This is a genomic window from Serratia sp. CY83965 (assembly GCF_052166375.1).
GTDB classification, from domain to species: Bacteria; Pseudomonadota; Gammaproteobacteria; order Enterobacterales; family Enterobacteriaceae; genus Serratia; species Serratia marcescens.
Window position 1 is genome coordinate 23,329 of sequence record NZ_JBJNOV010000008.1, and the last position, 25,455, is coordinate 48,783.

Annotated in this window: 24 protein-coding genes; 6 read left to right on the top strand and 18 right to left on the bottom strand. The window is 60.0% G+C overall.

Annotated features, from left to right (window positions below; genetic code table 11):
• Positions 1–182: 182 nt before the first annotated feature.
• The gene (gene alaS / locus ACJ8PL_RS15455) at positions 183–2,810 is read right to left on the bottom strand and encodes an alanine--tRNA ligase (RefSeq protein WP_028127835.1); all 2,628 of its coding nucleotides are present in this window, start codon (positions 2,808–2,810) and stop codon (positions 183–185) included.
• On the opposite strand from alaS, the gene ACJ8PL_RS15460 reads away from it, so the two are divergent.
• On the top strand, positions 2,760–2,903 hold the full coding sequence (locus ACJ8PL_RS15460) for a hypothetical protein (protein WP_162180460.1): 144 nt from the start codon (positions 2,760–2,762) through the stop codon (positions 2,901–2,903). The two genes, alaS and ACJ8PL_RS15460, sit on opposite strands and share 51 nt — an antisense overlap.
• A gap of 40 nt (positions 2,904–2,943) precedes the next feature.
• Here ACJ8PL_RS15460 and recX read toward each other — a convergent pair whose 3' ends face one another.
• The 3 genes from recX to pncC form a co-directional block, all read right to left on the bottom strand.
• On the bottom strand, positions 2,944–3,465 hold the full coding sequence (gene recX, locus ACJ8PL_RS15465) for a recombination regulator RecX (protein ID WP_117287130.1): 522 nt from the start codon (positions 3,463–3,465) through the stop codon (positions 2,944–2,946).
• Between the two features lie 60 nt (positions 3,466–3,525).
• A complete protein-coding gene (gene recA, locus ACJ8PL_RS15470; protein ID WP_004932541.1) occupies positions 3,526–4,590 on the bottom strand; it encodes a recombinase RecA in 1,065 nt (354 codons plus the stop codon).
• A 111-nt stretch (positions 4,591–4,701) separates the two neighbouring features.
• The gene (pncC, locus tag ACJ8PL_RS15475) at positions 4,702–5,190 is read right to left on the bottom strand and encodes a nicotinamide-nucleotide amidase (RefSeq protein ID WP_048794685.1); all 489 of its coding nucleotides are present in this window, start codon (positions 5,188–5,190) and stop codon (positions 4,702–4,704) included.
• A gap of 240 nt (positions 5,191–5,430) precedes the next feature.
• Between pncC and ACJ8PL_RS15480 the strand changes: the two genes are divergently transcribed.
• Complete coding sequence (locus ACJ8PL_RS15480) at positions 5,431–6,810, top strand: MFS transporter (RefSeq protein WP_033641286.1); 1,380 nt, start codon at positions 5,431–5,433, stop codon at positions 6,808–6,810.
• Between the two features lie 9 nt (positions 6,811–6,819).
• On the opposite strand, the gene chbG is transcribed toward ACJ8PL_RS15480, so the two are convergent.
• The 6 genes from chbG to ACJ8PL_RS15510 form a co-directional block, all read right to left on the bottom strand.
• Positions 6,820–7,581 (bottom strand): chitin disaccharide deacetylase, encoded by a 762-nt coding sequence (gene chbG / locus ACJ8PL_RS15485; protein WP_079451055.1) that lies wholly within the window; start codon positions 7,579–7,581, stop codon positions 6,820–6,822.
• Positions 7,582–7,729: 148 nt separating this feature from the next.
• Positions 7,730–8,578: a transcriptional regulator ChbR gene (gene chbR / locus ACJ8PL_RS15490; RefSeq protein ID WP_016929032.1), complete on the bottom strand. Its 849-nt coding sequence runs from the start codon at positions 8,576–8,578 to the stop codon at positions 7,730–7,732.
• A gap of 15 nt (positions 8,579–8,593) precedes the next feature.
• Positions 8,594–9,979, bottom strand: a complete 1,386-nt coding sequence (locus ACJ8PL_RS15495; protein WP_079450103.1) for a glycoside hydrolase family 1 protein — start codon at positions 9,977–9,979, stop codon at positions 8,594–8,596.
• A 43-nt stretch (positions 9,980–10,022) separates the two neighbouring features.
• On the bottom strand, positions 10,023–11,384 hold the full coding sequence (gene chbC / locus ACJ8PL_RS15500) for a PTS N,N'-diacetylchitobiose transporter subunit IIC (protein ID WP_442531264.1): 1,362 nt from the start codon (positions 11,382–11,384) through the stop codon (positions 10,023–10,025).
• Between the two features lie 12 nt (positions 11,385–11,396).
• The gene (locus tag ACJ8PL_RS15505) at positions 11,397–11,714 is read right to left on the bottom strand and encodes a PTS sugar transporter subunit IIB (RefSeq protein WP_442531265.1); all 318 of its coding nucleotides are present in this window, start codon (positions 11,712–11,714) and stop codon (positions 11,397–11,399) included.
• Positions 11,715–12,131: 417 nt separating this feature from the next.
• Entirely contained in the window at positions 12,132–13,025 is an 894-nt protein-coding gene (locus tag ACJ8PL_RS15510) for a LysR family transcriptional regulator (RefSeq protein ID WP_079450102.1), read from the bottom strand.
• 106 nt (positions 13,026–13,131) lie between these two features.
• On the opposite strand from ACJ8PL_RS15510, the gene ACJ8PL_RS15515 reads away from it, so the two are divergent.
• The 4 genes from ACJ8PL_RS15515 to mutS all read left to right on the top strand — a co-directional run bounded on the left by ACJ8PL_RS15515 (position 13,132) and on the right by mutS (position 18,805).
• On the top strand, positions 13,132–13,932 hold the full coding sequence (locus ACJ8PL_RS15515) for an SDR family NAD(P)-dependent oxidoreductase (protein ID WP_049300195.1): 801 nt from the start codon (positions 13,132–13,134) through the stop codon (positions 13,930–13,932).
• A 12-nt stretch (positions 13,933–13,944) separates the two neighbouring features.
• Positions 13,945–14,916 carry an aldo/keto reductase gene (locus ACJ8PL_RS15520; RefSeq protein WP_048794584.1) on the top strand — a complete coding sequence of 324 codons (972 nt, stop codon included), beginning with the start codon at positions 13,945–13,947 and terminating at the stop codon, positions 14,914–14,916.
• Between the two features lie 29 nt (positions 14,917–14,945).
• Complete coding sequence (locus ACJ8PL_RS15525) at positions 14,946–15,938, top strand: hypothetical protein (RefSeq protein WP_170913140.1); 993 nt, start codon at positions 14,946–14,948, stop codon at positions 15,936–15,938.
• 311 nt (positions 15,939–16,249) lie between these two features.
• Entirely contained in the window at positions 16,250–18,805 is a 2,556-nt protein-coding gene (gene mutS / locus ACJ8PL_RS15530) for a DNA mismatch repair protein MutS (protein ID WP_079450111.1), read from the top strand.
• 79 nt (positions 18,806–18,884) lie between these two features.
• On the opposite strand, the gene rpoS is transcribed toward mutS, so the two are convergent.
• The 8 genes from rpoS to ftsB all read right to left on the bottom strand — a co-directional run bounded on the left by rpoS (position 18,885) and on the right by ftsB (position 25,190).
• Positions 18,885–19,883 carry an RNA polymerase sigma factor RpoS gene (gene rpoS, locus ACJ8PL_RS15535; RefSeq protein ID WP_004932578.1) on the bottom strand — a complete coding sequence of 333 codons (999 nt, stop codon included), beginning with the start codon at positions 19,881–19,883 and terminating at the stop codon, positions 18,885–18,887.
• Between the two features lie 54 nt (positions 19,884–19,937).
• Positions 19,938–20,936, bottom strand: coding sequence for a murein hydrolase activator NlpD (nlpD, locus tag ACJ8PL_RS15540; RefSeq protein ID WP_015376692.1), 999 nt, complete (start codon positions 20,934–20,936; stop codon positions 19,938–19,940).
• 325 nt (positions 20,937–21,261) lie between these two features.
• Complete coding sequence (locus ACJ8PL_RS15545) at positions 21,262–21,888, bottom strand: protein-L-isoaspartate(D-aspartate) O-methyltransferase (protein WP_004932585.1); 627 nt, start codon at positions 21,886–21,888, stop codon at positions 21,262–21,264.
• Positions 21,882–22,643 carry a 5'/3'-nucleotidase SurE gene (surE, locus tag ACJ8PL_RS15550; RefSeq protein ID WP_161544409.1) on the bottom strand — a complete coding sequence of 254 codons (762 nt, stop codon included), beginning with the start codon at positions 22,641–22,643 and terminating at the stop codon, positions 21,882–21,884. The genes ACJ8PL_RS15545 and surE overlap by 7 nt, the downstream gene beginning before the upstream one ends.
• Positions 22,624–23,670 carry a tRNA pseudouridine(13) synthase TruD gene (gene truD / locus ACJ8PL_RS15555; protein ID WP_097102735.1) on the bottom strand — a complete coding sequence of 349 codons (1,047 nt, stop codon included), beginning with the start codon at positions 23,668–23,670 and terminating at the stop codon, positions 22,624–22,626. The genes surE and truD overlap by 20 nt, the downstream gene beginning before the upstream one ends.
• 4 nt (positions 23,671–23,674) lie before the next feature.
• The gene (gene ispF, locus ACJ8PL_RS15560) at positions 23,675–24,148 is read right to left on the bottom strand and encodes a 2-C-methyl-D-erythritol 2,4-cyclodiphosphate synthase (protein ID WP_097102737.1); all 474 of its coding nucleotides are present in this window, start codon (positions 24,146–24,148) and stop codon (positions 23,675–23,677) included.
• A gap of 10 nt (positions 24,149–24,158) precedes the next feature.
• Positions 24,159–24,866 carry a 2-C-methyl-D-erythritol 4-phosphate cytidylyltransferase gene (gene ispD, locus ACJ8PL_RS15565; RefSeq protein WP_097102739.1) on the bottom strand — a complete coding sequence of 236 codons (708 nt, stop codon included), beginning with the start codon at positions 24,864–24,866 and terminating at the stop codon, positions 24,159–24,161.
• A gap of 3 nt (positions 24,867–24,869) precedes the next feature.
• The gene (gene ftsB, locus ACJ8PL_RS15570; protein ID WP_016929043.1) at positions 24,870–25,190 is read right to left on the bottom strand and encodes a cell division protein FtsB; all 321 of its coding nucleotides are present in this window, start codon (positions 25,188–25,190) and stop codon (positions 24,870–24,872) included.
• Positions 25,191–25,455 lie beyond the last annotated feature (265 nt).

Here is a 25,455-nt window from a genome sequence, read left to right on the forward strand (position 1 = left end):
AAAACGTAAGCCGCGCAATCCACAATAAGTGTAAGCAGACTTGGTCCCACCTCAGATAATGGTAAGTTTAGCCGACCAGAAAAACTTTGTTCCCGCAATTGTAACTAAATTGTGTTAGCACAGTATGAAAACGCCATAATCAACAAAGTATTATGGCGTTTGTCCGTGCTATTTATTTATGTTCACAGCTTTGAGGCCACCCAGGCTTCTACGCTGTTTAACGCCGCTGGCAGGGCGTTGATATCCGTCCCCCCCGCCATCGCCATATCAGGGCGACCACCGCCCTTGCCGCCGACCTGCTGCGCCACGTTGCCGATCAACTCGCCAGCTTTCACGCGGTCAGTCAGATCCTTGGTCACGCCCGCGACCAGGCTGACTTTGTCATCAGCCGTCGTCGCCAACACGATAATGGCCGAACCCAATTGATTTTTCAGGTCATCCACCATGGTGCGCAGCATTTTGGCTTCGACATTGTCCAACTGGCTGACCAACAGCTTCACGCCGTTAACCACTTTCGCCTGGCTGGACAGCGACGCGCTTTCCTGCGCCGCCTGCTGATCTTTCAGCTGCTGCAGTTCTTTTTCCAGCACGCGCGTACGATCGAGCACCGAGCGCACTTTATCGGTCAGGTTGTTGCTGTCGCCCTTCACCAACTGAGCAACGTCTTGCAACAAATCGCTTTGCTGATGCAGCGTAGCGATAGCGCCAGCGCCGGTCACCGCTTCAATACGGCGGATGCCCGCCGCGGTGCCCGATTCGCTCAGAATGCGGAACAGGCCGATATCACCGGTGCGGCTGGCGTGGGTGCCGCCGCACAGCTCGGTGGAGAAGTCGCCCATGGTCAGCACGCGCACGTTGTCGTCGTACTTCTCGCCGAACAGCGCCATCGCCCCCTTCTCTTTGGCATCTTCCAACGCCATCAGCTCGGTCTGCACCGGCAGGTTACGACGCACCTGCTGGTTAACCAGATCTTCCACCGCGCGAATTTGTTCCGGCTTCATCGCTTCAAAATGCGAGAAGTCGAAGCGCAGGTATTTGTCGTTAACCAGAGAGCCTTTCTGCGCAACGTGCTCGCCCAACGTTTGGCGCAGCGCGGCGTGCAGCAGGTGGGTCGCGGAGTGGTTCAGACGGATGCTGTTGCGGCGCTCAGTGTCGATCTGCGCGTCCACGCGATCGTTCAGCTTCAGCGAACCTTGCGCCAGCTTGCCTTGATGGCCGATAGCCTGACCGTATTTCTGGGTGTCGTTGACCACAAACTCGGCGCCGGCGGCTTTCAGCACGCCTTTATCGCCGACCTGGCCGCCGGATTCACCGTAGAACGGCGTCTCGTCCAGCACCACCACCGCCTCTTCGCCGGCGTTGATCTGATCGACAGGCTGGCCGTCGCGGAACAGTGCGATGACCGTCGCCTGCTGCTCGTCGTGATCGTAGCCGCTGAACTGGCTGCTGCCGTCCACGCGGATCAGGCTGTTGTAGTCGGCGCCGAAGCCGCTGGATTCGCGCGCGCGGCGACGCTGCGCTTCCATCGCTTCTTCAAAGCCCGCTTCGTCGACTTTCAGACCGCGTTCGCGGCAGACGTCAGCGGTCAGATCCACCGGGAAACCGTAGGTATCGTACAGACGGAAAGCAGTCTCGCCGTCCAGAGTATCGCCTTGCAGCTTGGCCAGCTCTTCGTCCAGCAGCGCCAGACCACGCTCCAGCGTGCGGGCAAACTGCTCCTCTTCGGTTTTCAGCACCTGTTCCACCAGCGATTGCTGGCGTTTCAGCTCGTCGGCCGCCGGGCCCATCACTTCGATCAGCGGCGCTACCAGCTTGTAGAAGAAGGTATCTTTCGCGCCCAGCATGTTGCCATGGCGGATCGCGCGACGAATGATGCGACGCAGCACGTAGCCGCGGTTTTCGTTAGAGGGGATCACGCCGTCAGACACCAGGAAAGCGCAGGAACGGATGTGGTCGGCAATAACGCGCAGAGATTTGTTGTCCAGATCGGTCGCGCCGGTCACTTTCGCCACGGCGGCGATCAGGGTGCGGAACAGGTCGATCTCATAGTTGGAGTTCACATGCTGCAACACCGCCGCGATGCGTTCCAGACCCATGCCGGTATCCACCGAAGGTTTCGGCAGCGGCAGCATGGTGCCGTCGGACTGACGGTTGAACTGCATGAAAACGATGTTCCAGATCTCGATGTAGCGGTCGCCGTCTTCTTCCGGGCTGCCCGGAGGGCCGCCCCAGATGTGATCGCCGTGATCGTAGAAAATCTCGGTGCACGGGCCGCATGGACCGGTGTCGCCCATCTGCCAGAAGTTATCGGAAGCGAAAGGCGCGCCCTTGTTGTCGCCGATGCGAATAATGCGCTCCGCCGGTACGCCGATTTGCTTCTGCCAGATGTCGAACGCTTCGTCATCGGTTTCATACACGGTGACCCACAGTCTCTCTTTCGGCAGGTTGAACCAGTTTTCACCGGTCAGCAGTTCCCACGCGTAGCTGATCGCGTCGTGCTTGAAGTAATCGCCGAAGCTGAAGTTGCCCAGCATTTCAAAGAAGGTGTGGTGACGAGCGGTATAACCGACGTTTTCCAGGTCGTTATGCTTGCCGCCTGCGCGCACGCAGCGCTGCGAGGTGGTGGCGCGGGAATAGGCGCGTTTGTCGAGCCCCAGGAAAACATCCTTAAATTGGTTCATGCCGGCATTGGTAAACAGCAATGTCGGATCATTGTTAGGCACCAGGGAGCTGCTTGCTACAACCTGATGACCCTTACTATGAAAGAAATCGAGAAACGCTTGACGGATCTCAGCGGTGCTCTTGCTCATAATTTTCCTGGAAAGGCTAGAATAACGACACGTGAGCCGGTGGCGCGTCATCCCGACGATGACAACCAGCTCACGAACAAAAAGTGGGGATAAGATAAATTTTCTTCAGAGGGAAGTAAAACCCCGTGTGCGCTCATTGCGCAAAATCACGGTAAATTGACTGAATTTCTTCCTGGAAGAAGCCGCGATAGAGCAGATAACGCTGCACTTTGGCTTTCTCTTTCCAGTCGGTTGGCAACGCATCGCCAAATTTTCGCTGCGCCACCTGTTTCGCCTGTTCGCACCAGTCGATATCGCATTCCGCCAGCGCGTCCTGCACCAGCGCTTTATCCACGCCCTTTTGCATCAGTTCGCTGCGGATCCGCTGCGCGCCATAACCTTTGCGGCTGCGGCTGCCGATGTAGCTGTGGGCGAAACGCTTATCGTCCAGCCAGTTGTGCTGGTAACAGTAGACGATAACCTGATCGATCAGCGCAGGATCCACCGGCTCTTCGGCCACCGTCGGCGATGTCGGCGATGTCGGCGCATGCGGCCCCTTGCCGCCAAACCGGGCTTTCGCCACAAACGGCTGCGCCGCAAGTTTGCGGCGCAGTTCAGCTTCACTATGATCGCGTTGCGACAGCAGGCGCATGGCGCGGCTTAGCAAGTCATTCATCATTCAAGCCTGAATTCAGAGGATATGCGCCACATAAACGGCGGCGCACATCTTCAGCGATTAGAACTGCTCGCTGGTTTCCGCTTCGTCATCTTCGAAGTCGTCACCGGAGGCAGCCACCAGCTCACCGCCGCTGTGCAGCAGCAGGTCGCGCAGCTTCTTATCCAGCTCGGCGGCGATAGCCGGGTTTTCTTTCAGGAAGTTACAGGCATTCGCCTTGCCCTGACCGATCTTCTCGCCGTTATAGCTGTACCAGGCGCCGGCTTTTTCGATCATCTTGTGCTTCACGCCCAGATCGACCAGTTCGCCACGGCTGTTGATGCCTTCGCCGTACATGATTTGGAACTCAGCCTGTTTGAACGGCGCAGCGATTTTGTTCTTCACCACTTTCACGCGGGTTTCGCTGCCCACCACTTCGTCGCCTTCTTTGATGGCGCCGATACGACGGATATCCAGACGCACCGAAGCGTAGAACTTCAGGGCGTTACCGCCGGTCGTGGTTTCCGGGTTGCCGAACATCACACCAATTTTCATACGGATCTGATTGATGAAGATCAGCAGAGTATTAGCGTTTTTCAGGTTGCCGGCCAGCTTACGCATCGCCTGGCTCATCATGCGCGCCGCCAACCCCATGTGCGAATCGCCGATTTCACCTTCGATTTCCGCCTTCGGCGTCAGCGCCGCCACGGAGTCGACGATGATGACGTCAACCGCGCCGGAGCGGGTCAGCGCATCACAGATTTCCAGCGCCTGCTCGCCGGTGTCCGGCTGGGAGCACAGCAGGTTGTCGATATCGACGCCCAGCTTTTTCGCATAGATAGGATCCAGCGCGTGCTCGGCATCGATGAACGCACAGGTTTTGCCTTCGCGCTGCGCGGCGGCGATCACCTGCAGCGTCAGAGTGGTTTTACCGGAGGATTCCGGGCCGTAAATTTCGACGATGCGGCCCATTGGCAGGCCGCCGGCGCCCAGAGCGATATCGAGTGACAGTGAGCCGGTGGAGATCGTTTCCACGTCCATGGAGCGGTCTTCACCCAGGCGCATGATGGAGCCTTTGCCGAACTGTTTCTCAATCTGGCCCAGTGCCGCAGCTAACGCCTTTTGCTTGTTCTCATCAATAGCCATTTTTGCTCCTTCGTTTCGCAATGCCGGTGTTACCCCACACTGCCACTGAATGTATGTTGTGCAGGAAATGTCACTAATTATACTGTATGGTCATACAGTATCAAGCCTAATTTACAAAAATTCGTCGATGGCGGTTTGCAGCGCGAAAATCGTCGCCTGCAGCCGCACCGCGTCGCGGTCGCCCTCGAATTGCATCTTGCGCGACAGCCCCCGGCCATCGCTGCCGGCGAAGCCGAACCACACGGTGCCGACCGGCTTTTCCGCGCTGCCGCCGTCCGGGCCGGCGATGCCGCTCACCGACAGCGCCAGATCGGCCTGCGCCGCCCGCAGCGCCCCTATGGCCATCTCGCGCACCACCTCTTCGCTGACCGCGCCGTGCGCCGCCAACGTCGCTTCGCTCACCCCCAGCAGATCATGTTTCGCCGCATTGCTGTAGGTGACGAAACCGCGATCGAAATAGGCGGAGCTGCCGGCGATATCGGTAATGGCCTTGGCGATGCCGCCGCCGGTGCAGGATTCCGCGCAGGTGATCCAGCGGCCCTGAGCCTTCAGTTTCTCCCCTGCCAGCACGCTGAGCCGGCGCAGTTGGTTTTCACTCATAACCCCTCCCTTGCGAATTCAGATATATGCGCCCGATAGTAGCATTTATCAAGGCGCTGCAGCGGCTGGCGTGTGGAAATGCGCAGCGTCTCGCAGGAGGTGCGGTTTTAAGCGCCCGGCCAAGCTGCTAGTATCAAAAGAAGCGCCCCATCGAGCGGCGGCGCACCAGCACAAGGAACATCACGGAGGCGGCACGCTGCGGCGGCCTCAGGGCGCACCAGAAGAGATTAGGATGATAGCGTGAAAAAAACGTTGGGCGTATTCTTGCCGTTGTACACCACCACCCTGCTGCTGCTGTTGGGCTCGGGCCTGCTCACCACCTACGTCTCGCTGCGGCTGACCTCCATCCACGTCAGCAGCGCGCTGATCGGCGCCATCATCGCCGCCAACTACATCGGGTTGGTGATCGGCGGCAAGGTCGGCCACTTTCTCATCGCCCGCGTCGGGCATATCCGCGCCTACGTGGCCTGCGCCGGCATCATCACCGCTGCGGTGCTGGGGCACGGCCTGACGGCGTTCATTCCCGCTTGGGTTGCGCTGCGTCTGGTGATCGGGTTGTGCATGATGTGCCAGTATATGGTGCTGGAAAGCTGGCTGAACGACCAGGCGGAATCCAACCAGCGCGGCATGGTGTTCGGCTTCTATATGGCGGCGACCTATCTTGGCATGTCGCTGGGCCAGATCGTGCTGATGCTGCAGAGCAACCTGGGCATCACCACGCTGCTGGTGATCGCGCTGTGCTTCGCGCTTTGTCTGGTGCCGATCGCGCTTACCACCCGCACCAATGCGCGCCACATGTCGCCGGCCCCGATGGAGCTGCGTTACTTTGTCGGCGCCATTCCCAAGGTGCTGGCCACCACGCTGGTGATCGGCATGGTGGTGGGCTCGTTTTACGGCCTGGCGCCGGTCTACGCCAGCCTGCAATCCTTAACCACTCAGCAAACCGGCCTGTTCATGGCGCTGGCCATCTTCGCCGGGCTGATCGCGCAGTTCCCGCTCAGTTGGCTGTCGGATCGCTATAATCGCCCGTTGCTGATGCGCCTCAACGCCATTTTGCTGATCGTGGCGGCGCTGCCGCTGGCGCTGCTGCCGCACATCGATTTCCCGCTGCTGCTGGCGGTCGGGTTCGTCGTCAGCATGTTGCAATTTACGCTCTACCCGCTGGCGGTGGCGCTGGCCAACGATCTGATCGAGCCGGAACGCCGCGTCTCGCTGGCCGCCTGTCTGCTGATGGCGTTCGGCGTCGGCGCCAGCATCGGGCCATTGGCGGTCGGCGCGTTGATCGAACCGCTGGGCGGCAATATCCTGTACGCCTTTTTCGCCCTGTGCGGCGTGCTGCTGGCGGCCCTCAGCCGCACGGCGAAAGCGGAAGAACCGCAGCTGGCGCAGGACGCGCCGGTGCCCCACATCCCGCTGCCAGACAGCCTCGCCAGCTCGCCGCTGTCGCCGGCGCTCAATCCGACCTTCGATGAGCAGATCATTCACGACACCATGCCGCCGCCGGAAGCGGCGCCCGAGGTCGACGAGCCACAGCCTGAAGCACAAGAGGCGGAGCCCTTGCCTCAGGGTGCCGATCCTGAAGAAGACACCGGCCTGAAAAAAGCGCACGCCATGCTGTAAACGGCGGTGTTACAGATCCTGGAAGGAGCCCAACAGAAAACCGCGTTCGGCGATCGCCGCTTTCAGCGTCGGCGCGGTCAACACATCCAGCTCGACGAGGCGCGGGTGGCAGTATTTGCTCTGCAGGATCGTCGCGTCGAGGAACGCCGGGTGGCACATCATTTCCAATGACTCGGCGCCCTGCTCGTCGGCGCGCGCCAACCGCTGCAGGAACAAGGCTTCGGAAATCATTTCACCGTAGAATCCCGCGTCAAACGCGTCGGTGCTGCAGGGAGTCTGCAACGCCAGTTCGCGCCGTTTCGCCTCTTCGCGATCGAGACGCAGCGGCAGACCCTGCGCTTGCGCGAACGCCTCCACCAGCGGATAAATTTGCGGCTGCATATGCACATGGTGATGGCTGTCGATATGCGTCGGCGGGCGGCCGAACAGCGTCACAAACCGCGCGAACTGGCGCTGCAGCTCCTCGTGAATTTCGTCCAGCGACAGCTCGCCGGCCTCGGCGCGGCGCCACAGCCATTTGCCCAGTTCGCCATGTTCGTTGACCAACGAAGGCATGGCGCCCAGCGGCTTGCCATGGGTCAAAACGAAATGCAGCCCGATCGGCAACCCTGGATATTGCCGGCTGAGCGCCGCCGCGTGCTGCGCGCCGCCGCCGTTCACCATCGCCGTGGTGGAGGAAACGACGCCATGCTGATACGCCTCGATGACGCCATAGTTCTGCCCTTTGCTCAGGCCGAAATCGTCGGCATTTACGATCAGTAGTTTTTCCATAGAGGCTCCCGCGGGATAGATTTTTGGCAAGGGAAGGCCGACCGCTCGGCGCGGCATTCCCCCTCGTTAAGGTAAAAATCAAATGATTAACCGACCGGCGCCCTGAAGCTCATCGGCATATCGGCGTTGATACTGATCGGGAGCGGCCCTAAAGAGGGCCGTAACACTTTTTTCGGTAATTGCCCGGGGTCACGTCGGTGAGCCGCTTGAAGTTTTTAATGAACAGGCTGACGTCGCCATAGCCGGAATCGAAGGCGATATCGGAAACCGAATAGTTGGTGACCTCCAGCTGCGTCTTGGCGAAGTTGATGCGGATCTCATTGATCACCTGCATCGGCGTTTTATGGTAGTAACGCCGCATCGCCCGGGTCAGGTACTCCTGGGTTTTCCCCGACAGCGCCACCATGTTCGCCAACGCCTTTTCGCCGAACATCGCCTTGTCATGCATGCCGGCCAGGGTGTTCTTCAGCCACTGCGGGATATCATCGCCGCCGTCGTTTTCTTCTTTATAATGTCGGATGCGGCTGATCACGTAGAAGGTCAATGTTTCGAGGAATTCGGCGAAGTCGTCCTCACGAAACTGCGGGGAACTCACCACCGATTCGATATAGGCCAAAAACTCGCTTCTCAGGCTGTAGGCCTGCGAGGCGACAAAACAGCGCGGCAGCTGTTGCAAGTAATGCTCTTCAAAGAACGCTTTGCTGACCGCCACGTTGAAAATTTTCGTCGCGCCGAACTCGTAAAAGCTCTGGTGGTAGGAACCGATAGGGATAAAGACGAAATCCCCGCGTTCCAGCAGCACCCGCTTGCCGTTGATCTCCTGATAGCATTTGCCGCTCAGCACGATGGTGAACTCGTAATAGTCGTGCTGATGCAGCCCGGTGGCGCTTTCCACCTTGTTGTAGATGAACAGGTGAAAGTCTTTGCAGTTAAAGAAATCTTGCTCGCGAATCAGCTTCACGTCGTTGGCACTCAGCGAAATTCGGTTATCGGACACAGCGCCGGCCTCCCGTTAGTCAAATCCGTTGCGTCTGGCCGCCTCGGCAAACCAGTAACCGCTTTTTTTAATGGTGCGCCGCTGATCCGCCCGATCCAGCCGCACCAGCCCATAACGATTCTTGTAGGCGTTCAGCCAGGACCAGCAGTCGATAAAGGTCCACAGATGATAGCCTTTGCACTGCGAGCCTTCCGCCAGCGCGCGGTGCAGCCACTTCAGGTGCTCGCGAATAAAGTCGATGCGGTAATCGTCCTCCACCCGCCCATCGGCGCCGATAAACGCCTCTTCGCCCTCGACGCCCATGCCATTTTCCGAAATATAACAGGGCAGATTGCCGTAGTTCTCTTTCAGATCCATCAGGATGTCGTACAGCCCCTTCTCGTAGATCTCCCAGCCGCGGTGCGGATTGATTTTGCGGCCCGGCATTGCATAGTAACTGAACAAATCCTCCGGCGATGCGATCGGCCCCTCGGCGCGCCGTCCCGCTTTCGCTTGCACCCTGCGCGGCTGGTAATAGTTGACGCCAAGGATATCCACCACGCCGCCTTCGATCAGCTGCGCGTCCTGCGGTTCGCAATAGGGCATCAGCCCATGTCGCTCCAACAGGTGCAGCAATGCGGCCGGGTAACGCCCTTTGGCGACCGGGTCGAGGAAACTGCGGTTGAGCAGCAGATCGGCGTCGTGTGCGGCCTGCCGATCCTCCGGCGCGTCGGAGCGCGGATAGGTCGGGCTCAGATTCAGAATGATGCCGATGCTCCCCGGCAGCCTCCGCGCTCTGAAACGCTGCACCGCCATGGCGTGCGCCAGTACGCTGTGATACGCCACGGTGACCGCCCGTTTGAAGTCCACCACGCAAGGGTAGTGCAGGTCATTCAGGTAACCGGCTTCCACCGGCACGATCGGCTCGTTGAAGGTAAACCAGTGGGTGACCCGATCGCCAAACAGGCCGAAACAGGTATCGGCGTAACGCGCATAGGCTTCGACTACCGCCCGGCTTTCCCAACCGCCGCGCTGTTGCATGCACAGCGGCATATCGAAGTGATAGAGATTGATAAACGGGGTGATGCCCTGCGCCAGCAGCTCGTCGATCATCGCGTTATAGAACGCCACCGCCTGCGGGTTCACTTCACCGTCGCCGTCCGGGATCAGCCGCGACCACGAGATCGAGGTTCTGAAAGTATTATGGCCCAGCGTTTTGAGCAGCCCGATATCGGTGCGGAAATGGTCATAAAAGGTCGAGGCCTCGGTCGGCCCCACCCGTCCGTGAAAGCGCTCGGGCGCGATCTCGTACCAATAGTCGAAGATGTTGCGGCTCTTGCCATCGCGCGCGGCCGCCCCTTCAGACTGCGGCGCGGAGGTGGCGCTGCCCCACCAGAACCCGTCGGCAAATTGATATTCCATACTCGCGTCCCTCGCAGGGCGGCCGCACCGCCCCGTTCCACAGTTAGAATTTCAGCGCCTTGGCGATGTCTTCTTCGCTTTCCGTCGCCGCGTCGATCTGGCTCTGCGCCTTGTTGGAGATCGCCACGAACGGCAGATAGATCACGGTGGCGACCGCCAGGTTGAACAGGCTCAGCAACATGGCCATGATGCTGCCGTTGGTGTTGAAGAACGCCCCCAGGCCGACCGGCATGGTCCAGGGCGCGATGTTGGTGATCGGCGGGATCAGCCCGGAGTAGTAGGCCAGGGAGGTGATAATGGTCAGCACCGGCTGCACCAGGATGAACGGAATGAACATCACCGGGTTCATGATCACCGGCAGACCGAACAGTATCGGTTCGTTAATCTGGAAGATGCCGGATGGCGTCGCCAGTTTGGCGACCTGGAGGTAATCTTCGCGGCGCGAGGCGATGAAGATGGCGATGATCAAGCCCAGCGTCGAACCGGTGCCGCCGAGGTAGATGTAGGAATCGACGAACGGTTTCGCCCACATGTGGAACTCTTTTCCGGCGGCCACCGCCGCTTCGACCGAACCGTATTTGTTGTACAGCTCCACGTTTTCCAGCGCGAACGGCGTCATGATGCCGCTGTCCAGGGCCGCCAGCGCCATGGAGCCGTGCACCCCAAAGAACCACAGCAGCGAGGAGAACAGCACGTACACCCAGCCCACCACGCTGCCCATCTTGGCCAGCGGCGCCGAAATGCCGTCCATGATGATCTGGTGGAAGTTGGTGCCCCAGTGCGCCAGCGCGAACGCCACCAGCCCCATGATGGAGAGGATGATGAAACCGGGGATCAGCGCCGAGAAGGAACGCGACACCGAAGCCGGCACGCTGTCCGGCAGGCTAATCACCCAGTTGCGCCGCACGATGAAGGCAAACATCTCGGCCACCGCCAGCCCAATCACCATACCGGAAATGATGTTGGCGCCGCCCAACCAGTTGGCTCCCACCGCATAGGCCTCGCCGACATTGAACGGTGTGACGGTCATAAAGGCCGCCACCGCCAGCAGCGCCGAAGCGAGCGGATCGACCTTGCGCTCTTCCGCCAACGCCATGCTGATAAAGAACGGCGTCATCAGGGACATGATCCCCAGCGTGCCGTTGTAAACGCTGCCGCCGATGCTCTTCAGACTATTCAGCGTCTCTATGGTAGAGGCATCTAACCTTACGCCCAGAGAATAGAAGAACGATCCTTCGCCGAAGCTCAGAAACACGTTGTTGATCAACACGAACATCGCCCCGGTCAAGGTCAGCGGCATCAGGCGGATAAAGCCATTCTTGATGGCGTTGACGTGGGGCTGCTTACCGATTTTTACGGCGAAAGGCAGGATAACCTTCTCGAGCGAGGCAATGAGGGTATTCACGGCGGCCTCCTGTTATTGATTGGCTTTCTTGATGGCGGCCACCGCGGCCTTCAGCACGCCCAGCCCATCGACCTTGCCGTACAGCAGCGGATCGATGACCTCAACGGGTTTATTGGGCAGCTGTTTTTGCACTTCCGACAAGGTGTAGGCGATCTGCGGCCCCAGCAGGATCAGATCCGCCTCAACGCCTTTCTCCGCAGCCAGCACTTCCGGGTAGGCGGCGATGATCACCGGCACTTCATATTTCTCGGCCTGCGCCTTCATTTTTGATACCAACAGGGAAGTGGACATACCGGCAGAACAAAACAGATAGATTTTTTTCTTTTCCATACCAAGCACCTCAGATAATCAAAAAAACCCCGTGTTATTTGTATGCCAGATGCAATCACGATTGCTTCACGCACATTCCTTATGAAAATTTCCGTCACGTTGCCCTGGTTACGGACAGTATACGGAGCATGAAAAACGGATCGGTAAGCCAGGAGAAGACATAACCGTCTCTCATTGACCTGACGGATTGACCCCCTTCACATTTCGCACAAAAAAATAGTGTGACCGGGCTCTCAAATAACCGATAAAAACTCGAAATATTCGCAATAAATATTCAAATAACAATTATAAACAGCAAGTTACAAACTCACCGAGAATTTAAGGGGTTATTTGCGCCTGAACAAACGAAAAGGGAATAAAAATAGTTCAAGCTTGATTCACCTACGGCCATCCGAACGCGATAACCGGTGAAGAGGATTAGGTGGGCAGACGCAGCAACTCGATCACCGTGCTCAGCGCCACGGAATGATTCCTGCGGTTGGGATAATAGAGGTAAAAACCGGTAAACGGCACGCACCAGTCGGTCAACACCCGCCGCAGCCGCCCGCTCGCCAGGTGTTCTTCTACTTCTTGTTCGATGGCGAAAGCGATGCCGACGTGCGCCAGCGCCGCCTGCACCATCATCCTGCCGTCATCGAGTATCAACGGGCTGTTAACCGCCACGGAAAACCGCTGCTCGCCCTGCTGAAATGCCCATTTGTAGCGCTCGCCCGAAGAGGCCTTACGCCAACCGATGCAGCGGTGCTGCAGCAAATCCTGCGGATGCATCGGTTCGCCGTGCCGTTGAAAATAATCCGGCGTGGCGACGATGGCGAAACGCAGATCCGGCGTCAGACGCACCGCGCGCATATCGTTGTGCAGATCCTCGCCGAGCCTAATGCCGGCGTCAAAGCCCTGCTCGACAATGTTGGCGAACCCCTCGTCCGCCACCACTTCCAGCGTAATGCCGGGGTACTCGCAGGCCAACCGCCCCAGATGCGGCACGATGGCGAGCTCGATGGCCGAACGCGGCGCGTTGATGCGCACCAGGCCTCGCGGCCCTGCACGAAACGCATTCAGGCTCTCCAGCGCGGCGTCGATGTCGGTAAAAGCCGGCACCAACTGCGCCAGCAGGTGCTCTCCGGCCTCCGTCGGCGAGACGTTGCGGGTGGTGCGATTCAGCAGGCGAATGCCCACCTGCGCTTCCAATTCGCGCAGGGTGTGGGTGAGCGTCGGCGGCGTCACGCCCAATCGGGCGGCGGCGCGGCGGAAGCTGCGTTCACTGGCGATAGCCACAAAGGCCGCCAGGCCGGACAGTTCAGGTTTTTTCATGCTATTGATATAAATTATCTAATAGTGAGATGAATTTTTAGCGGATAGTTATCCGTCATCTAACAACATAGCATTGCGATCGACCCCATTACCAGGTATCGATACGATGATTAATGCTACAGCTCCAACTCATGAAACGCCGCGCCGTCTGGCGGGCAAAGTCGTACTGGTGAGCGGCGGCGGCACCGGCATCGGCCGCGCCGCCGCGCTGGCCTATGCCCGCGAAGGCGCCAAAGTCGCGCTGGCCGGCCGACGCGCGGCGGAAATCGAAGCCACGGCGCGCGACATCGCGCTGGCCGGCGGCGACGCCCTGCCCATCGTGGCCGACGTCTCCCAGGAAGACGATATCCGCCAACTGATCGCCACGGTGACCGCCCATTATGGCCGGCTCGACGTCGCCTTCAACAACGCCGGCATCATCGGCAACTTCGCCCCCATCACCGAACAGAGCAGCGAGGATTTTGACCGGGTAATCGCCATTAACCTCAGAGGCGTCTGGCTGGCGATGAAATACGAGATTGAAACCTTTCTGGCTCAGCGCTCGGGCGGCGTGATCATCAACACCTCCTCCTGGCTGACCCACGGCGCGCTGGCCGGCTCATCCAGCTACTCCGCCAGCAAGGGTGCGCTCGATGCGATGATCCGCGCAGTGGCGCTCGAATACAGCGGCCAGGGCATCCGCGTCAACAACATCAACCCCGGCATCATCGACACGCCGATGGCGCGCGGCAGCGTGGCTGACAGCGCGGCCTTCGCGCCCTTTATCGCCCACACGCCCGCCGGCCGCCTGGGCGAATCGGAAGACATCGGCGATGTGGCGCTGTGGCTGGCGACGGACGAAGCCCGCTTCATCACCGGCCAAAGCCTGCTGGTGGACGGCGGTTACACCATCGCCGGCATGCGTTGAGGAGACGAGGCCATGAACTACGTTCGGCTTGGCGACAGTGGCCTGAAAGTGTCTCGCCTCTGCCTGGGTTGCATGACCTACGGCGATCCGGCCTGGCGGCCCTGGGTGCTGAAGGAAGACGAAGCGCGCCCCTTTATCCGCGAGGCGCTGGAAGCGGGCATCAATTTTTTCGATACCGCCAACATTTACTCCGGCGGAGAAAGCGAGCGCATTCTCGGCCGCGCGCTGAAGGCGTTTGCCCGCCGTGAAGACGTGGTGATCGCCACCAAGGCCTATTTTCCAATCGACGCGCAGCCGAACAGCCGGGGGCTCTCGCGCAAGCACCTGCTGCACAGCGTCGACGCCTCCTTGCAGCGGCTGGGAACGGATTACCTCGATCTGTTCGTACTGCACCGCTTCGACACCGAAACGCCGCTCGAAGAAACCGCCGACACCCTCGACGGCCTGGTGCGGGCGGGCAAGATCCGCTATCTCGGCGCCTCCTCGCTGCACGCCTGGCGCCTGATGAAAATGCTGGCCTTTCAACGTCAGCACCGCCTGGCGCCGTTTATTTCGCTGCAAAGCCAATACAACCTGGTGACGCGTGAAGATGAAGAGGAGCTGATCCCGCTGTGCCTGGAGGAGGGGCTTGGTCTGACGCCCTGGTCGCCGCTGGCCCGCGGCGTGCTGGCCGGCTCCGGCAGCGGCGGCACGCTGCGCGCCGCCACCGACGAGCAGGCGCCCCGTTGGTACGGCGGCAGAAACGAGGTAGAACGCACCGTCGCGGCGGTCGCGGAGGTGGCGGCCGCGCGCGGCGTTCCACCGGCGCAAATCGCGCTGGCCTGGCTGTTGGCCAAACCCGGCGTGGCGTCGCCGTTGGTGGGCATGTCCAAGCCGCACCATCTGCAGGATGCGCTGGCGGCGCTCGAGCTCAGGCTATCACCGGAAGACGTGGCCGCGCTGGAGGCGCCAATGGCGCACGCTGCCCGCCCTGAGCGCTGGTAGCCCCCTTTCCCCCATTCCCGGAGATAAACATGTCATACGCTGTTACCGCGCGAGCGGCGTTGCTCGCCCTCGCTGCCGCATTCACCCTTAGCGTTCCGGCGCAGGCCGCCGCCAGCGCAGACTGCACAGAAAGCAGCATGACGCTGCCGCCTGGCGCGCTTTACCCCAACGGCATCGCCCGCGCGACGGACGGTACGCTGTATGTCGGCCTGATCACCAGCGGCAACGTGCTGCGCAAGCGGCCGGGTCAAGCGTGGGAAACCTTTTTCCCCGGCGCCGACACGGTGTTCGCCTCAAACGCGCTACGGCTGGACGAACGGCGCGGGCTGCTGTGGGGCAATTCGCCGGACTTTCTCTCCGGCGGCAAAACGCGCGCCAACCGCATCTATGCGCTGAACGTCGCGGATGGCACGCTCAACCGCAGCCTGGCGCTGCCGGCGGGAGAAATGGGCAACGATATCGTGCTCGGCGCAGACGGTACGGTGTATGTGACGGAAACCCGCGGCGGCGGCATCCTGCGCCTGCGGCCAGGCGAAGCGGCATTCCGTACGCTATATCAGGATCCGCAACTAGCGGCTCCCAGCGGGCTGGGGGCCGCCGGGATCGTGCTGCTCGACGACCGGCTGATGGCAGTCGCCAATTTCGGCACCGGTAAGCTCTACACCCTCAGTTATAACGCTCCAAAGCCGCAGCTGACGGAAATGCGACTGCCGCGCCTGATTGAAAACCCGGACGGGATGGGATTGGCGCCGGACGGCGCACTGATTGTGCTGGAGAATGGGATCCAAAGCGGGCAGGGGCGGATCCTGCGGATCCCGTCTCCCAAGGCGGCAGGCACGCACCGGATTGAGGTCTTGCGCGAAGGCATGGAATCGCCGGTCAACCTCACTATCACTCCGCAAGGCTGCGCCTTCGTCAGCGAGTCGCGCATCCGCCACCGCCTGCTGCCCGGCCATGAAACCGAAGTGCCCGACAGTTTCCGCCTCTATCAACTGCCCTTGCCTCTCACCGCCGCAAAATAAACTCTACGCCGCCTCAACGGGCGGCGACACTTGCGTTGTTGCCCGCAGGCGAACGACAATCTCGCTTCGTTGCAAACCGGCCTTGCGCAGCACTTCCCATTTTTACCTGTGACAGCCGATTGCCCGCTGGGCTAGTATAAGCGTCTGTGCAAACCTCGGGTTTGAGCGCGCCGTTTGGCGTTTTGATGATTTGATTTGCGCCGCCCGCCAAGCGCTGAATGGGGCGACGCCTGCTGAAACAATGTGATAGCGAATGACGACAATGAAAATCACAGTTCCCTTTACATTCAATGGATTGGAAAAATAATCGCATGAATAGCACCGATAAACTCGATTCGCACACGCCGATGATGCAGCAGTACCTGCGCCTCAAGGCCCAGCATCCTGAAATCCTGCTGTTCTACCGCATGGGCGACTTCTACGAGCTATTTTACGACGACGCCAAGCGCGCTTCTCAACTGCTGGATATCTCGCTGACCAAACGCGGCGCCTCGGCGGGCGAGCCGATCCCGATGGCCGGCGTGCCGCACCACGCGGTGGAGAACTACCTGGCCAAGCTGGTGCAGCTCGGCGAATCCGTCGCCATCTGCGAGCAGATCGGCGATCCGGCCACCAGTAAAGGGCCGGTCGAACGCAAAGTGGTGCGCATCGTCACCCCCGGCACCATCACCGACGAAGCGCTGCTGCAAGAGCGCCAGGATAACCTGCTGGCGGCGATCTGGCAGGACGCGCGCGGCTTCGGCTACGCCACGCTGGACGTCAGCTCCGGCCGCTTCCGCGTCGCCGAGCCGCAGGATCTGGAAACCATGGCCGCCGAGCTGCAGCGCACCAATCCGGCCGAGCTGCTCTATCCGGAAACCTTTGAACACATGGCGCTGATCGAACAGCGCCACGGCCTGCGCCGCCGCCCGCTGTGGGAATTCGAGCTGGAGACAGCGCGTCAGCAGCTCAACCTGCAGTTCGGCACCCGCGACTTGACCGGCTTCGGCGTCGAACAGGCGCACCAGGCGCTGCGCGCCGCCGGCTGCCTGCTGCAGTACGTCAAAGATACCCAACGCACTTCGCTGCCGCACATTCGCGGCATCACCATGGAACGCCAGCAGGACGGCATCATCATGGATGCCGCCACCCGCCGCAACCTGGAGCTGACGCAGAGCCTGTCCGGCGGCAGCGACAACACGCTGGCGGCGATCCTCGATCGTACAGTCACGCCGATGGGCAGCCGCATGCTGAAACGCTGGCTGCACATGCCAACCCGCGACATCAAGGTCCTGACTGCCCGCCAGCAGGCGATCGGCGCATTGCAGGAGCTGTTCGCGGATCTGCAGCCTTCGCTGCGTCAGGTAGGCGATCAGGAACGTATTTTGGCGCGTCTGGCGCTGCGCACCGCCCGGCCGCGAGATCTGGCGCGCATGCGCCATGCTTTCCAGCAACTGCCGGACATCCGCGCGCTGCTGCAGGATGTGAAAACGCCGCACGTGCAGCAGTTGCTGTCGCAGGTAGGCCAGTTCGACGAACTGCGCGAGCTGCTGGAACGCGCGGTCATTGAATCACCGCCGGTGCTGGTGCGCGATGGCGGCGTGATCGCCCCCGGTTACAACAGCGAACTGGACGAGTGGCGGGCACTGGCCGACGGCGCCAGCGACTATCTCGATCGGCTGGAGATCCGCGAGCGTGAAAAGTTGGGGCTGGATACGCTCAAGGTCGGCTTCAACGGCGTACACGGCTATTATATTCAGGTCAGCCGCGGTCAGAGCCACCTGGTGCCGATCCACTATGTACGCCGTCAGACGCTGAAAAACGCCGAGCGCTACATCATCCCGGAACTGAAAGAGTACGAAGACAAAGTGCTCACCTCCAAGGGTAAGGCGCTGGCGATCGAGAAAAGCCTGTACGACGAGCTATTCGATCTGCTGCTGCCGCACCTGGCGGAACTGCAACAAAGCGCCGCCGCGCTGGCCGAGCTGGACGTGCTGGCCAACCTGGCCGAGCGCGCCGATACCCTGAACTACGCTTGCCCGACCATGAGCGAGCAGCCGGGGATCCGCATTACCGAAGGCCGACATCCGGTAGTGGAGCAGGTGCTGAGCGAGCCGTTTATCTCCAACCCGCTCACCCTGTCGCCGCAGCGCCGCATGCTGATCATAACCGGTCCGAACATGGGCGGTAAAAGCACCTATATGCGGCAAACGGCGCTGATTGTGCTGATGGCGCACATCGGCAGCTACGTGCCGGCCACCAAGGCCACCATCGGCCCGGTGGATCGCATCTTCACCCGCGTCGGCGCGGCGGACGATCTGGCTTCCGGCCGCTCCACCTTCATGGTGGAGATGACCGAAACCGCCAACATTCTGCACAACGCCACCGAGCACAGCCTGGTGTTGATGGATGAAATCGGCCGCGGCACCTCGACTTACGACGGCCTGTCGCTGGCCTGGGCCTGCGCCGAGAACCTGGCCAACCGCATCAAGGCGATGACGCTGTTCGCCACCCACTACTTCGAGCTGACGACCCTGCCGGAGAAAATGGAAGGCGTGGTCAACGTGCATCTGGATGCGCTTGAACACGGCGACACCATCGCCTTCATGCACAGCGTGCAAGACGGTGCCGCCAGCAAAAGCTATGGCCTGGCGGTCGCCGCGCTGGCCGGCGTGCCGCGCGACGTCATCAAACGCGCCCGTCAGAAACTGCGCGAGCTGGAGTCTATTTCCAGCCACACCGCATCGGGCAGCGTCGATGCCACCCAGATGACGCTGCTGCAGGAAGAGACCTCGCCGGCGGTAGAAGCCCTGGAGGCGCTGGATCCGGATTCCCTGTCGCCGCGACAGGCGCTGGAATGGCTCTACCGACTGAAAAATATGGTGTAGTCTGGCGCCAAACGCGGGCATAAAAAAACGGTGAGCATCATGCTCACCGTTTTTATTTGATGCGGTTCAACAACCGGCGTTATTCGCGGAACAGCGCCTCAATGCTCAGGCCCTGCATCTGCAAAATCTCACGCAGACGGCGCAGACCTTCTACCTGAATCTGACGGACGCGCTCGCGCGTCAGGCCAATCTCCCGGCCCACGTCTTCCAGCGTCGCCGCTTCATAGCCCAACAGGCCGAAACGACGCGCCAACACTTCACGCTGTTTGGCGTTCAATTCGAACAGCCATTTGACGATGCTTTGCTTCATATCGTCATCTTGCGTGGTGTCTTCAGGCCCGTTGTCCTTCTCGTCGGCCAGAATGTCCAGCAGCGCTTTCTCCGAATCCCCGCCCAGCGGCGTATCCACCGAGGTGATGCGCTCATTCAGGCGCAGCATGCGGCTGACGTCATCCACCGGCTTGTCGAGTTGCTCGGCAATTTCTTCAGCGCTCGGTTCATGATCCAGCTTGTGAGAAAGCTCGCGCGCGGTGCGCAGATAGACATTCAGTTCTTTGACGATATGGATAGGCAAACGAATGGTACGGGTTTGGTTCATGATCGCCCGTTCAATCGTCTGACGGATCCACCAGGTTGCATAAGTGGAGAAGCGGAAACCGCGTTCCGGGTCGAATTTTTCCACTGCGCGAATCAGACCGAGGTTACCCTCTTCGATCAGATCCAGCAGCGCCAGACCGCGGTTGCTGTAGCGGCGAGCGATTTTCACCACCAGCCGCAGGTTGCTTTCAATCATGCGGCGGCGGGACGGCACGTCACCGCGCAGAGCACGCCGCGCAAAATAGACTTCTTCCTCTGCGGTCAGCAGAGGTGAATAACCGATCTCACCCAGATAGAGCTGCGTCGCATCCAATACGCGTTGCGTAACGCCTTGAGACAACAGCTCTTCTTCCGCTAAATCGTTCTCGCTGGTCTCTTCTTCTACCAGCGCTTTTTCATCAAACGACTCGGCCTCAGCTCCATTCTCGTCGAAATCCGCATCATCATGTAACTCGTTAACTTTCAGCGTATTTTGGCTCATATGCTGCTCCTACCCGTGATACCGCGAGCAGAATCTCAGCGTATTCTGCCCAATCTATCGCTGCGGAAGATAACGCAGCGGGTTTACGGATTTCCCCTTGTAACGAATTTCAAAATGCAAACGTACTGAACTGGTACCGGTGCTACCCATGGTGGCTATTTTTTGACCCGCCTTCACTTCTTGTTGTTCCCGGACCAGCATTGTGTCGTTATGAGCGTAGGCGCTCAGGTAATCATCATTATGTTTGATGATGATTAGATTACCGTAACCCCGTAAAGCGTTGCCGGCATACACTACGCGGCCATCGGCGGTAGCGAAGATAGGCTGCCCACGGGAACCGGCGATATCGACACCCTTATTCCCACCTTCTGATGAGGAAAAGTTATCAATAACCTTACCGTCAGTCGGCCATCTCCAGGTACTGACCGGAGCGCTGTTGCTGACGGTGCTGCTCACAGGTGGAGCGGCTTCCGGCGCGGTAACAGGCGCAGTCGCGGTCCCAACCGCTGCGGCACCTGCTGCAGGTAACATCTTACCTACATTCTGTTTACCCGAGTTTTCAGAATACGCGTTAGTTGATTGAGAATCAACCGTTGCCGTCTGGATCTGGGAGCTGGAAGGTGGCTTCGGAACACCGCCTTTGGTCGCGTCTGTCGTCGCCAACATGCCGCCGCCGCCGTTGGCAGAACCATTACCAAGCTGAATGGTTTGGCCAACATTCAGGCTGTATGGCTCGGGAATATTGTTGCGCTGCGCCAGGTCGCGGAAATCATTGCCGGTGATCCAGGCAATATAAAACAGCGTGTCGCCGCGCTTGACCGTATAAGTTTCGCCGCCGCTGTAGCTCCCTTTGGGGATGGCGTTATAACTGCGGTTATAGACAATGCGGCCCTCTGGGCTGGCCTGCTGCACTCCGCCATTATTATTGCCGGATGGAGCGGCACCGCCGCCCCCCACGCTGCTGATAGGAGCCGACGTCGAGGCCGTATTCGTACAACCCGCCAACCACAAACTTACCATCGTACACACCGCTACCCGGCGTAACGTAATCATTGGGCTTCCCGTGCTCATGCTTCCCCCATGACAGCAATATCAGTGATATATCCAAAATACCCTTTACATCGTAGCCGAGCTTTTGCCACTTCCCAGTTTCTGCGATGTAAAGGCGCCGCCGGCCGATCCCTGAACGCCAGGTCATCTCGCGCCGGAGCATCAAAACGCGCGCCAATGCTAACCACATTGGCGTTGCCGCACCATAAGACAACTACGTAGAAAGGCCAATTCTAGTGAAAATTAGCCTGATTGGAACGAGAAAACCTTATCCGGCCATGATGAAAGTGCAACAGATTTTGCAGACGGTCGAAAATTCAGACAATCGCTAGGCCAATTCGCCTTTCACCAACGGCACAAAGCGCACTGCCTCGACCGCATCGACAACGAAATCGTTGCCATGACGCTGAATGCGTTTGAGGGTTTGAGCCTGCTCGCCCACCGGCAACACCAAAATGCCGCCATCGTCCAGCTGCTCCACCAGCGCCTGCGGGATCTCCGGCGGCGCGGCAGTGACGATGATCGCATCGAACGGGCCGCGCGACGCCCACCCCTGCCAGCCGTCGCCGTGGCGGGTGGAAACATTGTGAAGATCGAGCTGTTTCAGGCGGCGCTTGGCCTGCCACTGCAGCCCCTTGATGCGTTCGACGGAACAAACGTGTTGCACCAGATGTGCCAGGATAGCGGTTTGATAACCGGAACCGGTGCCGATCTCCAACACCCTTGAGGTGGGCTTCAGATTCAGCAGCTCGGTCATCCGCGCCACCATATAAGGCTGAGAAATGGTCTGACCGGAACCGATCGGCAATGCGGTGTTTTCGTAGGCTTTGTGATCCAGCGCTTCATCGACAAAACGCTCGCGCGGCACCGCTTCGATCGCCCGCAGCAGCTTTTCGTCCCGGATCCCCTGCTGCCGCAGCTGCGTCAGCAATGTTTGCATGCGCTTATTCACCATTCCCCGCTAACCTCTGCCTTGGTTAACCATGTTTTCACGACTTCTTGCGCCGCGTAGGCGGTTAAATCCACCTGTAGCGGCGTTATCGCCACATAGCCTTGTTCCACCGCCGCAAAGTCGGTATCCGGCCCGGCATCAAATTTATCACCAGGCGGCCCGATCCAGTAGATATTTTGTCCGCGCGGATCCTGCTGGCAGAAGACCTTGTCGGCAGGATGGCGGCTGCCGCAGCGGGTAACGCGCAGGCCTTTGATCTCAGCCAGCGGCAGATCCGGTACGTTAATATTCAGGATTTTTCCGGTACGTAACGGTTCACGCTGCAGCGCGCGCAGGATGCGGCAGGTAATGGCCGCTGCGGTCGCGTAGTGTTGGTGACCGTTCAGAGACACCGCCAGCGCGGGCAGCCCCAGGTGCCGGCCCTCCATCGCCGCCGCGACGGTGCCGGAATAGATAACGTCGTCACCCAAATTCGGCCCGGCATTAATGCCGGAGACCACGATATCGGGCGCCGGGCGCATCAATGCGTTGACGCCAAGGTAAACGCAGTCGGTCGGCGTCCCTTGCAACACCGCAATATCCCCGTTGGCCAGCGTCTGCGTGCGCAAAGGCGACTCCAGCGTTAAGGCGTTGGAAGAGCCGCTGCGGTTACGATCCGGCGCCACGACCTGCACTTCGGCGAATTCCCGCAGCGCCGCCGCCAGCGCCTGAATGCCCGGGGCGCTGACGCCGTCATCGTTACTCAGCAATATCCGCATCACTGTCATCCTGCTGCATAATTTCACGCACCACGCTGGTCGCGAAGCTGCCTGCCGGCAGCCAGAAGCGCAATTCTACGGTAACGTCATCCCACCAGTTCCACTGCAAATTTTGCGGCTGCAACAGCAGGGCCCGGCGAGCGGGATCGACACGCTCGCGCTTTAAAAGCGTAAGCAATTCCGGCTGTTCCGCCAAGCATTGTTGTTCAAAAGCCAAGGCTTGGCCGGCGGTGCCTGGCTCACCGTCGCCCGGTAAGGGAGCCGTAACCACCAGCTCACCGGCATCCAGCCGCTGCTGCAATGCCTCCAGCTCATCGGCTTTGGCGACGAACCAGCTGCCGCGGCCGCTCAGCTGCAGGGCGTCCCCCTCCAGCGCGGTGCGCTGCAGGCCGTCAGCCAGGCGTTGGCTCGCGATCAGATTGAACAGCGCGCTGCGGCTGGCGGACAGATAGAAACTGCGCTTGCTGCGCTCTTTGACACGAATTTCATCATTCGCCCAGCGGCGCGCCATCGCCAGATTGTTGCCGCCGCGGCCGAAACGCTGGCTGCCGAAGTAGTTCGGCACGCCCTGCGCAGCGATGGCCTGCAGGCGACGTTCCACGTCCTGCCGATCGGAAATCTGGCGCAGCACCAACGTAAAGTGGTTGCCCTTCAGGTTGCCGATGCGCATTTTACGCAGGTGGCGGGCAGACGAGAGCACCTCGCAGCCTTCCAGCGTAAACCGGGAGAAATCCGGCGTGTCCTTACCCGGCATATGCAGGCAGAACCACTGCTCGGTCACCGCGTGGCGATCCTTCAAACCGGCATAGCTGACAGAACGGGCGTGAATGCCGGCGAAGCGCGCCAGGTAATCGGCCACGAACTGGGTATTGCAGCCGTTTTTACGGATATTCACCAGCACGTGCTCGCCTTCGCCGTCCGGCGCAAAGCCCAGATCTTCGACCACCACGAAATCTTCCGGATTGGCTTTCAACACCCCGGTGCTCTGCGGCCGGCCATGCAGCCAGGTCAGATTCGCCATATCCATGCGGTTATTCCTTGATCAGCAAGGCGACCGCTTCGCACGCGATGCCCTCGCCGCGCCCGGTGAAACCGAGCTGCTCGGTGGTCGTGGCCTTCACGTTGACGTCATCCATATGGCACTGCAAATCTTCCGCCAGGAAGACGCGCATCTGCGGGATGTGCGGCGCCATTTTCGGCGCCTGGGCAATAATCGTGATGTCGAGGTTGCCGAGGCGGAACCCTTTGGCGCGGATGCGTTTCCAGGCTTCGCGCAGCAGCTCGCGGCTGTCCGCGCCCTTGAAAGCCGGATCGGTATCGGGGAACAGCTTGCCGATATCGCCCAGCGCCGCCGCCCCCAACAGGGCGTCGGTGGCGGCATGCAGCGCGACGTCACCATCGGAGTGGGCCAGCAAGCCTTTGTCGTAAGGGATGCGAACACCACCGATCACCAACGGGCCTTCGCCGCCGAATTTATGTACATCAAAACCGTGACCGATACGCATGATGCGCTCCTTAATTGTCTAACTGGGTCAAATAGAACGCCGCCAGCGCCAAATCCTCCGGCCGCGTTACTTTAATGTTGTCCGCCCGGCCGGCGATCAGCAGCGGATGATAGCCGCAATGTTCCAGCGCCGAGGCTTCGTCGGTGACGTTCGCGCCTTCATCCAGCGCGCGCTGCAGGCACAGCTTGAGCAGCGGCAGCGGAAACAGCTGCGGCGTCAGCGCATGCCACAGATCCTGCCGTTCGACGGTGTGGGCGATGGTTTCGCGGCCGGGTTCGGCGCGTTTCATGGTGTCGCGCACCGGCGCGGCGAGAATGCCGCCGACCTTGCTATGTGCGGTGATCGCCAGCAGACGCTCGAGATCGTCGGCGTGCAGGCAGGGGCGCGCGGCGTCATGCACCAGCACCCAGTCCGCATCACCCGCCAGTTTCAGCCCGGCCATCACCGAATCGGCGCGCTGCTTGCCGCCTTCGGTGACGATCACCCGCGGATCCTGGGCGATCGGCAACTGTTCGAACTGGCGATCTTCGGGGCCGATCGCCACGATCACCCGTTCAATGCGCGGGTGGCGCAACAGGGCGTGAATGGCGTGTTCGACGATGCTGTGCCGGCCGATGGTTAAATATTGCTTCGGGCATTCCGCCTGCATGCGGCTGCCGATACCGGCAGCGGGCAGGACGGCAATCACCGAGGGAAAGGTACCTGCGGAGTGATTCATGCGTTATTTTTGTGCGTTGTTTTGCGAAGAAGACGCCGCGTTGCGTCTGGATTGGTCAGGAACCAGACGATAGAAAGTCTCACCGGGCTTGATCATGCCCAGCTCATTACGCGCACGCTCTTCGATCGCTTCCTGTCCGCCGTTCAAATCATCGATTTCGGCAAACAGCTGATCGTTACGCGCTTTCAACTTGGCGTTGTTGCCCTGCTGGACCGCAACGTCTTCATTGACCCGCACGTAATCGTGAATACCATTTTTGCCCAGCCACAGTGAATACTGTAACCAACCGAGCAATGCCAGCAATAGCAGCGTAAGTTTTCCCATCTCCGCCCCCTGAAAAACCGACCAATCATCCCACAACTTCTCGTTGGACTCCACACTGAGAGCGGCATTTCAGCGCCAAATTCAGAATACGGATGAAGGGTTCCCGTGTTTATCGCCTAATTCCGCTGTGAAAGCGGCAAAAAACGCCCCTTTGGCTCGGCGCGCGCGCCGCGTTTTCCAATGAGACACACGCTGCCCCACCTCCATTATGCAGCAAGAATCACTGCATCACCGCTTCCTGACCCATCGCTTACGCCACAGCAAA

Excerpts from the sequence above, each read along its gene's own strand:
- pncC (WP_048794685.1), bottom strand. The coding sequence starts at position 5,190 with ATGAGTGAAAACCAACTGCGCCGGCTCAGCGTGCTGGCAGGGGAGAAA.
- ispF (WP_097102737.1), bottom strand. The coding sequence starts at position 24,148 with ATGCGTATCGGTCACGGTTTTGATGTACATAAATTCGGCGGCGAAGGC.
- nlpD (WP_015376692.1), bottom strand. The coding sequence starts at position 20,936 with ATGATTACGTTACGCCGGGTAGCGGTGTGTACGATGGTAAGTTTGTGG.
- rpoS (WP_004932578.1), bottom strand. The coding sequence starts at position 19,883 with ATGAGCCAAAATACGCTGAAAGTTAACGAGTTACATGATGATGCGGAT.
- chbG (WP_079451055.1), bottom strand. The coding sequence starts at position 7,581 with ATGGAAAAACTACTGATCGTAAATGCCGACGATTTCGGCCTGAGCAAA.
- ACJ8PL_RS15525 (WP_170913140.1), top strand. The coding sequence starts at position 14,946 with ATGTCATACGCTGTTACCGCGCGAGCGGCGTTGCTCGCCCTCGCTGCC.
- truD (WP_097102735.1), bottom strand. The coding sequence starts at position 23,670 with ATGGATATGGCGAATCTGACCTGGCTGCATGGCCGGCCGCAGAGCACC.
- ACJ8PL_RS15510 (WP_079450102.1), bottom strand. The coding sequence starts at position 13,025 with ATGAAAAAACCTGAACTGTCCGGCCTGGCGGCCTTTGTGGCTATCGCC.
- ftsB (WP_016929043.1), bottom strand. The coding sequence starts at position 25,190 with ATGGGAAAACTTACGCTGCTATTGCTGGCATTGCTCGGTTGGTTACAG.
- ACJ8PL_RS15545 (WP_004932585.1), bottom strand. The coding sequence starts at position 21,888 with ATGGTGAATAAGCGCATGCAAACATTGCTGACGCAGCTGCGGCAGCAG.
- ACJ8PL_RS15515 (WP_049300195.1), top strand. The coding sequence starts at position 13,132 with ATGATTAATGCTACAGCTCCAACTCATGAAACGCCGCGCCGTCTGGCG.
- alaS (WP_028127835.1), bottom strand. The coding sequence starts at position 2,810 with ATGAGCAAGAGCACCGCTGAGATCCGTCAAGCGTTTCTCGATTTCTTT.
- recA (WP_004932541.1), bottom strand. The coding sequence starts at position 4,590 with ATGGCTATTGATGAGAACAAGCAAAAGGCGTTAGCTGCGGCACTGGGC.
- mutS (WP_079450111.1), top strand. The coding sequence starts at position 16,250 with ATGAATAGCACCGATAAACTCGATTCGCACACGCCGATGATGCAGCAG.
- ACJ8PL_RS15505 (WP_442531265.1), bottom strand. The coding sequence starts at position 11,714 with ATGGAAAAGAAAAAAATCTATCTGTTTTGTTCTGCCGGTATGTCCACT.
- surE (WP_161544409.1), bottom strand. The coding sequence starts at position 22,643 with ATGCGGATATTGCTGAGTAACGATGACGGCGTCAGCGCCCCGGGCATT.
- ispD (WP_097102739.1), bottom strand. The coding sequence starts at position 24,866 with ATGAATCACTCCGCAGGTACCTTTCCCTCGGTGATTGCCGTCCTGCCC.
- ACJ8PL_RS15495 (WP_079450103.1), bottom strand. The coding sequence starts at position 9,979 with ATGGAATATCAATTTGCCGACGGGTTCTGGTGGGGCAGCGCCACCTCC.
- ACJ8PL_RS15460 (WP_162180460.1), top strand. The coding sequence starts at position 2,760 with ATGAAAGAAATCGAGAAACGCTTGACGGATCTCAGCGGTGCTCTTGCT.
- recX (WP_117287130.1), bottom strand. The coding sequence starts at position 3,465 with ATGAATGACTTGCTAAGCCGCGCCATGCGCCTGCTGTCGCAACGCGAT.
- ACJ8PL_RS15520 (WP_048794584.1), top strand. The coding sequence starts at position 13,945 with ATGAACTACGTTCGGCTTGGCGACAGTGGCCTGAAAGTGTCTCGCCTC.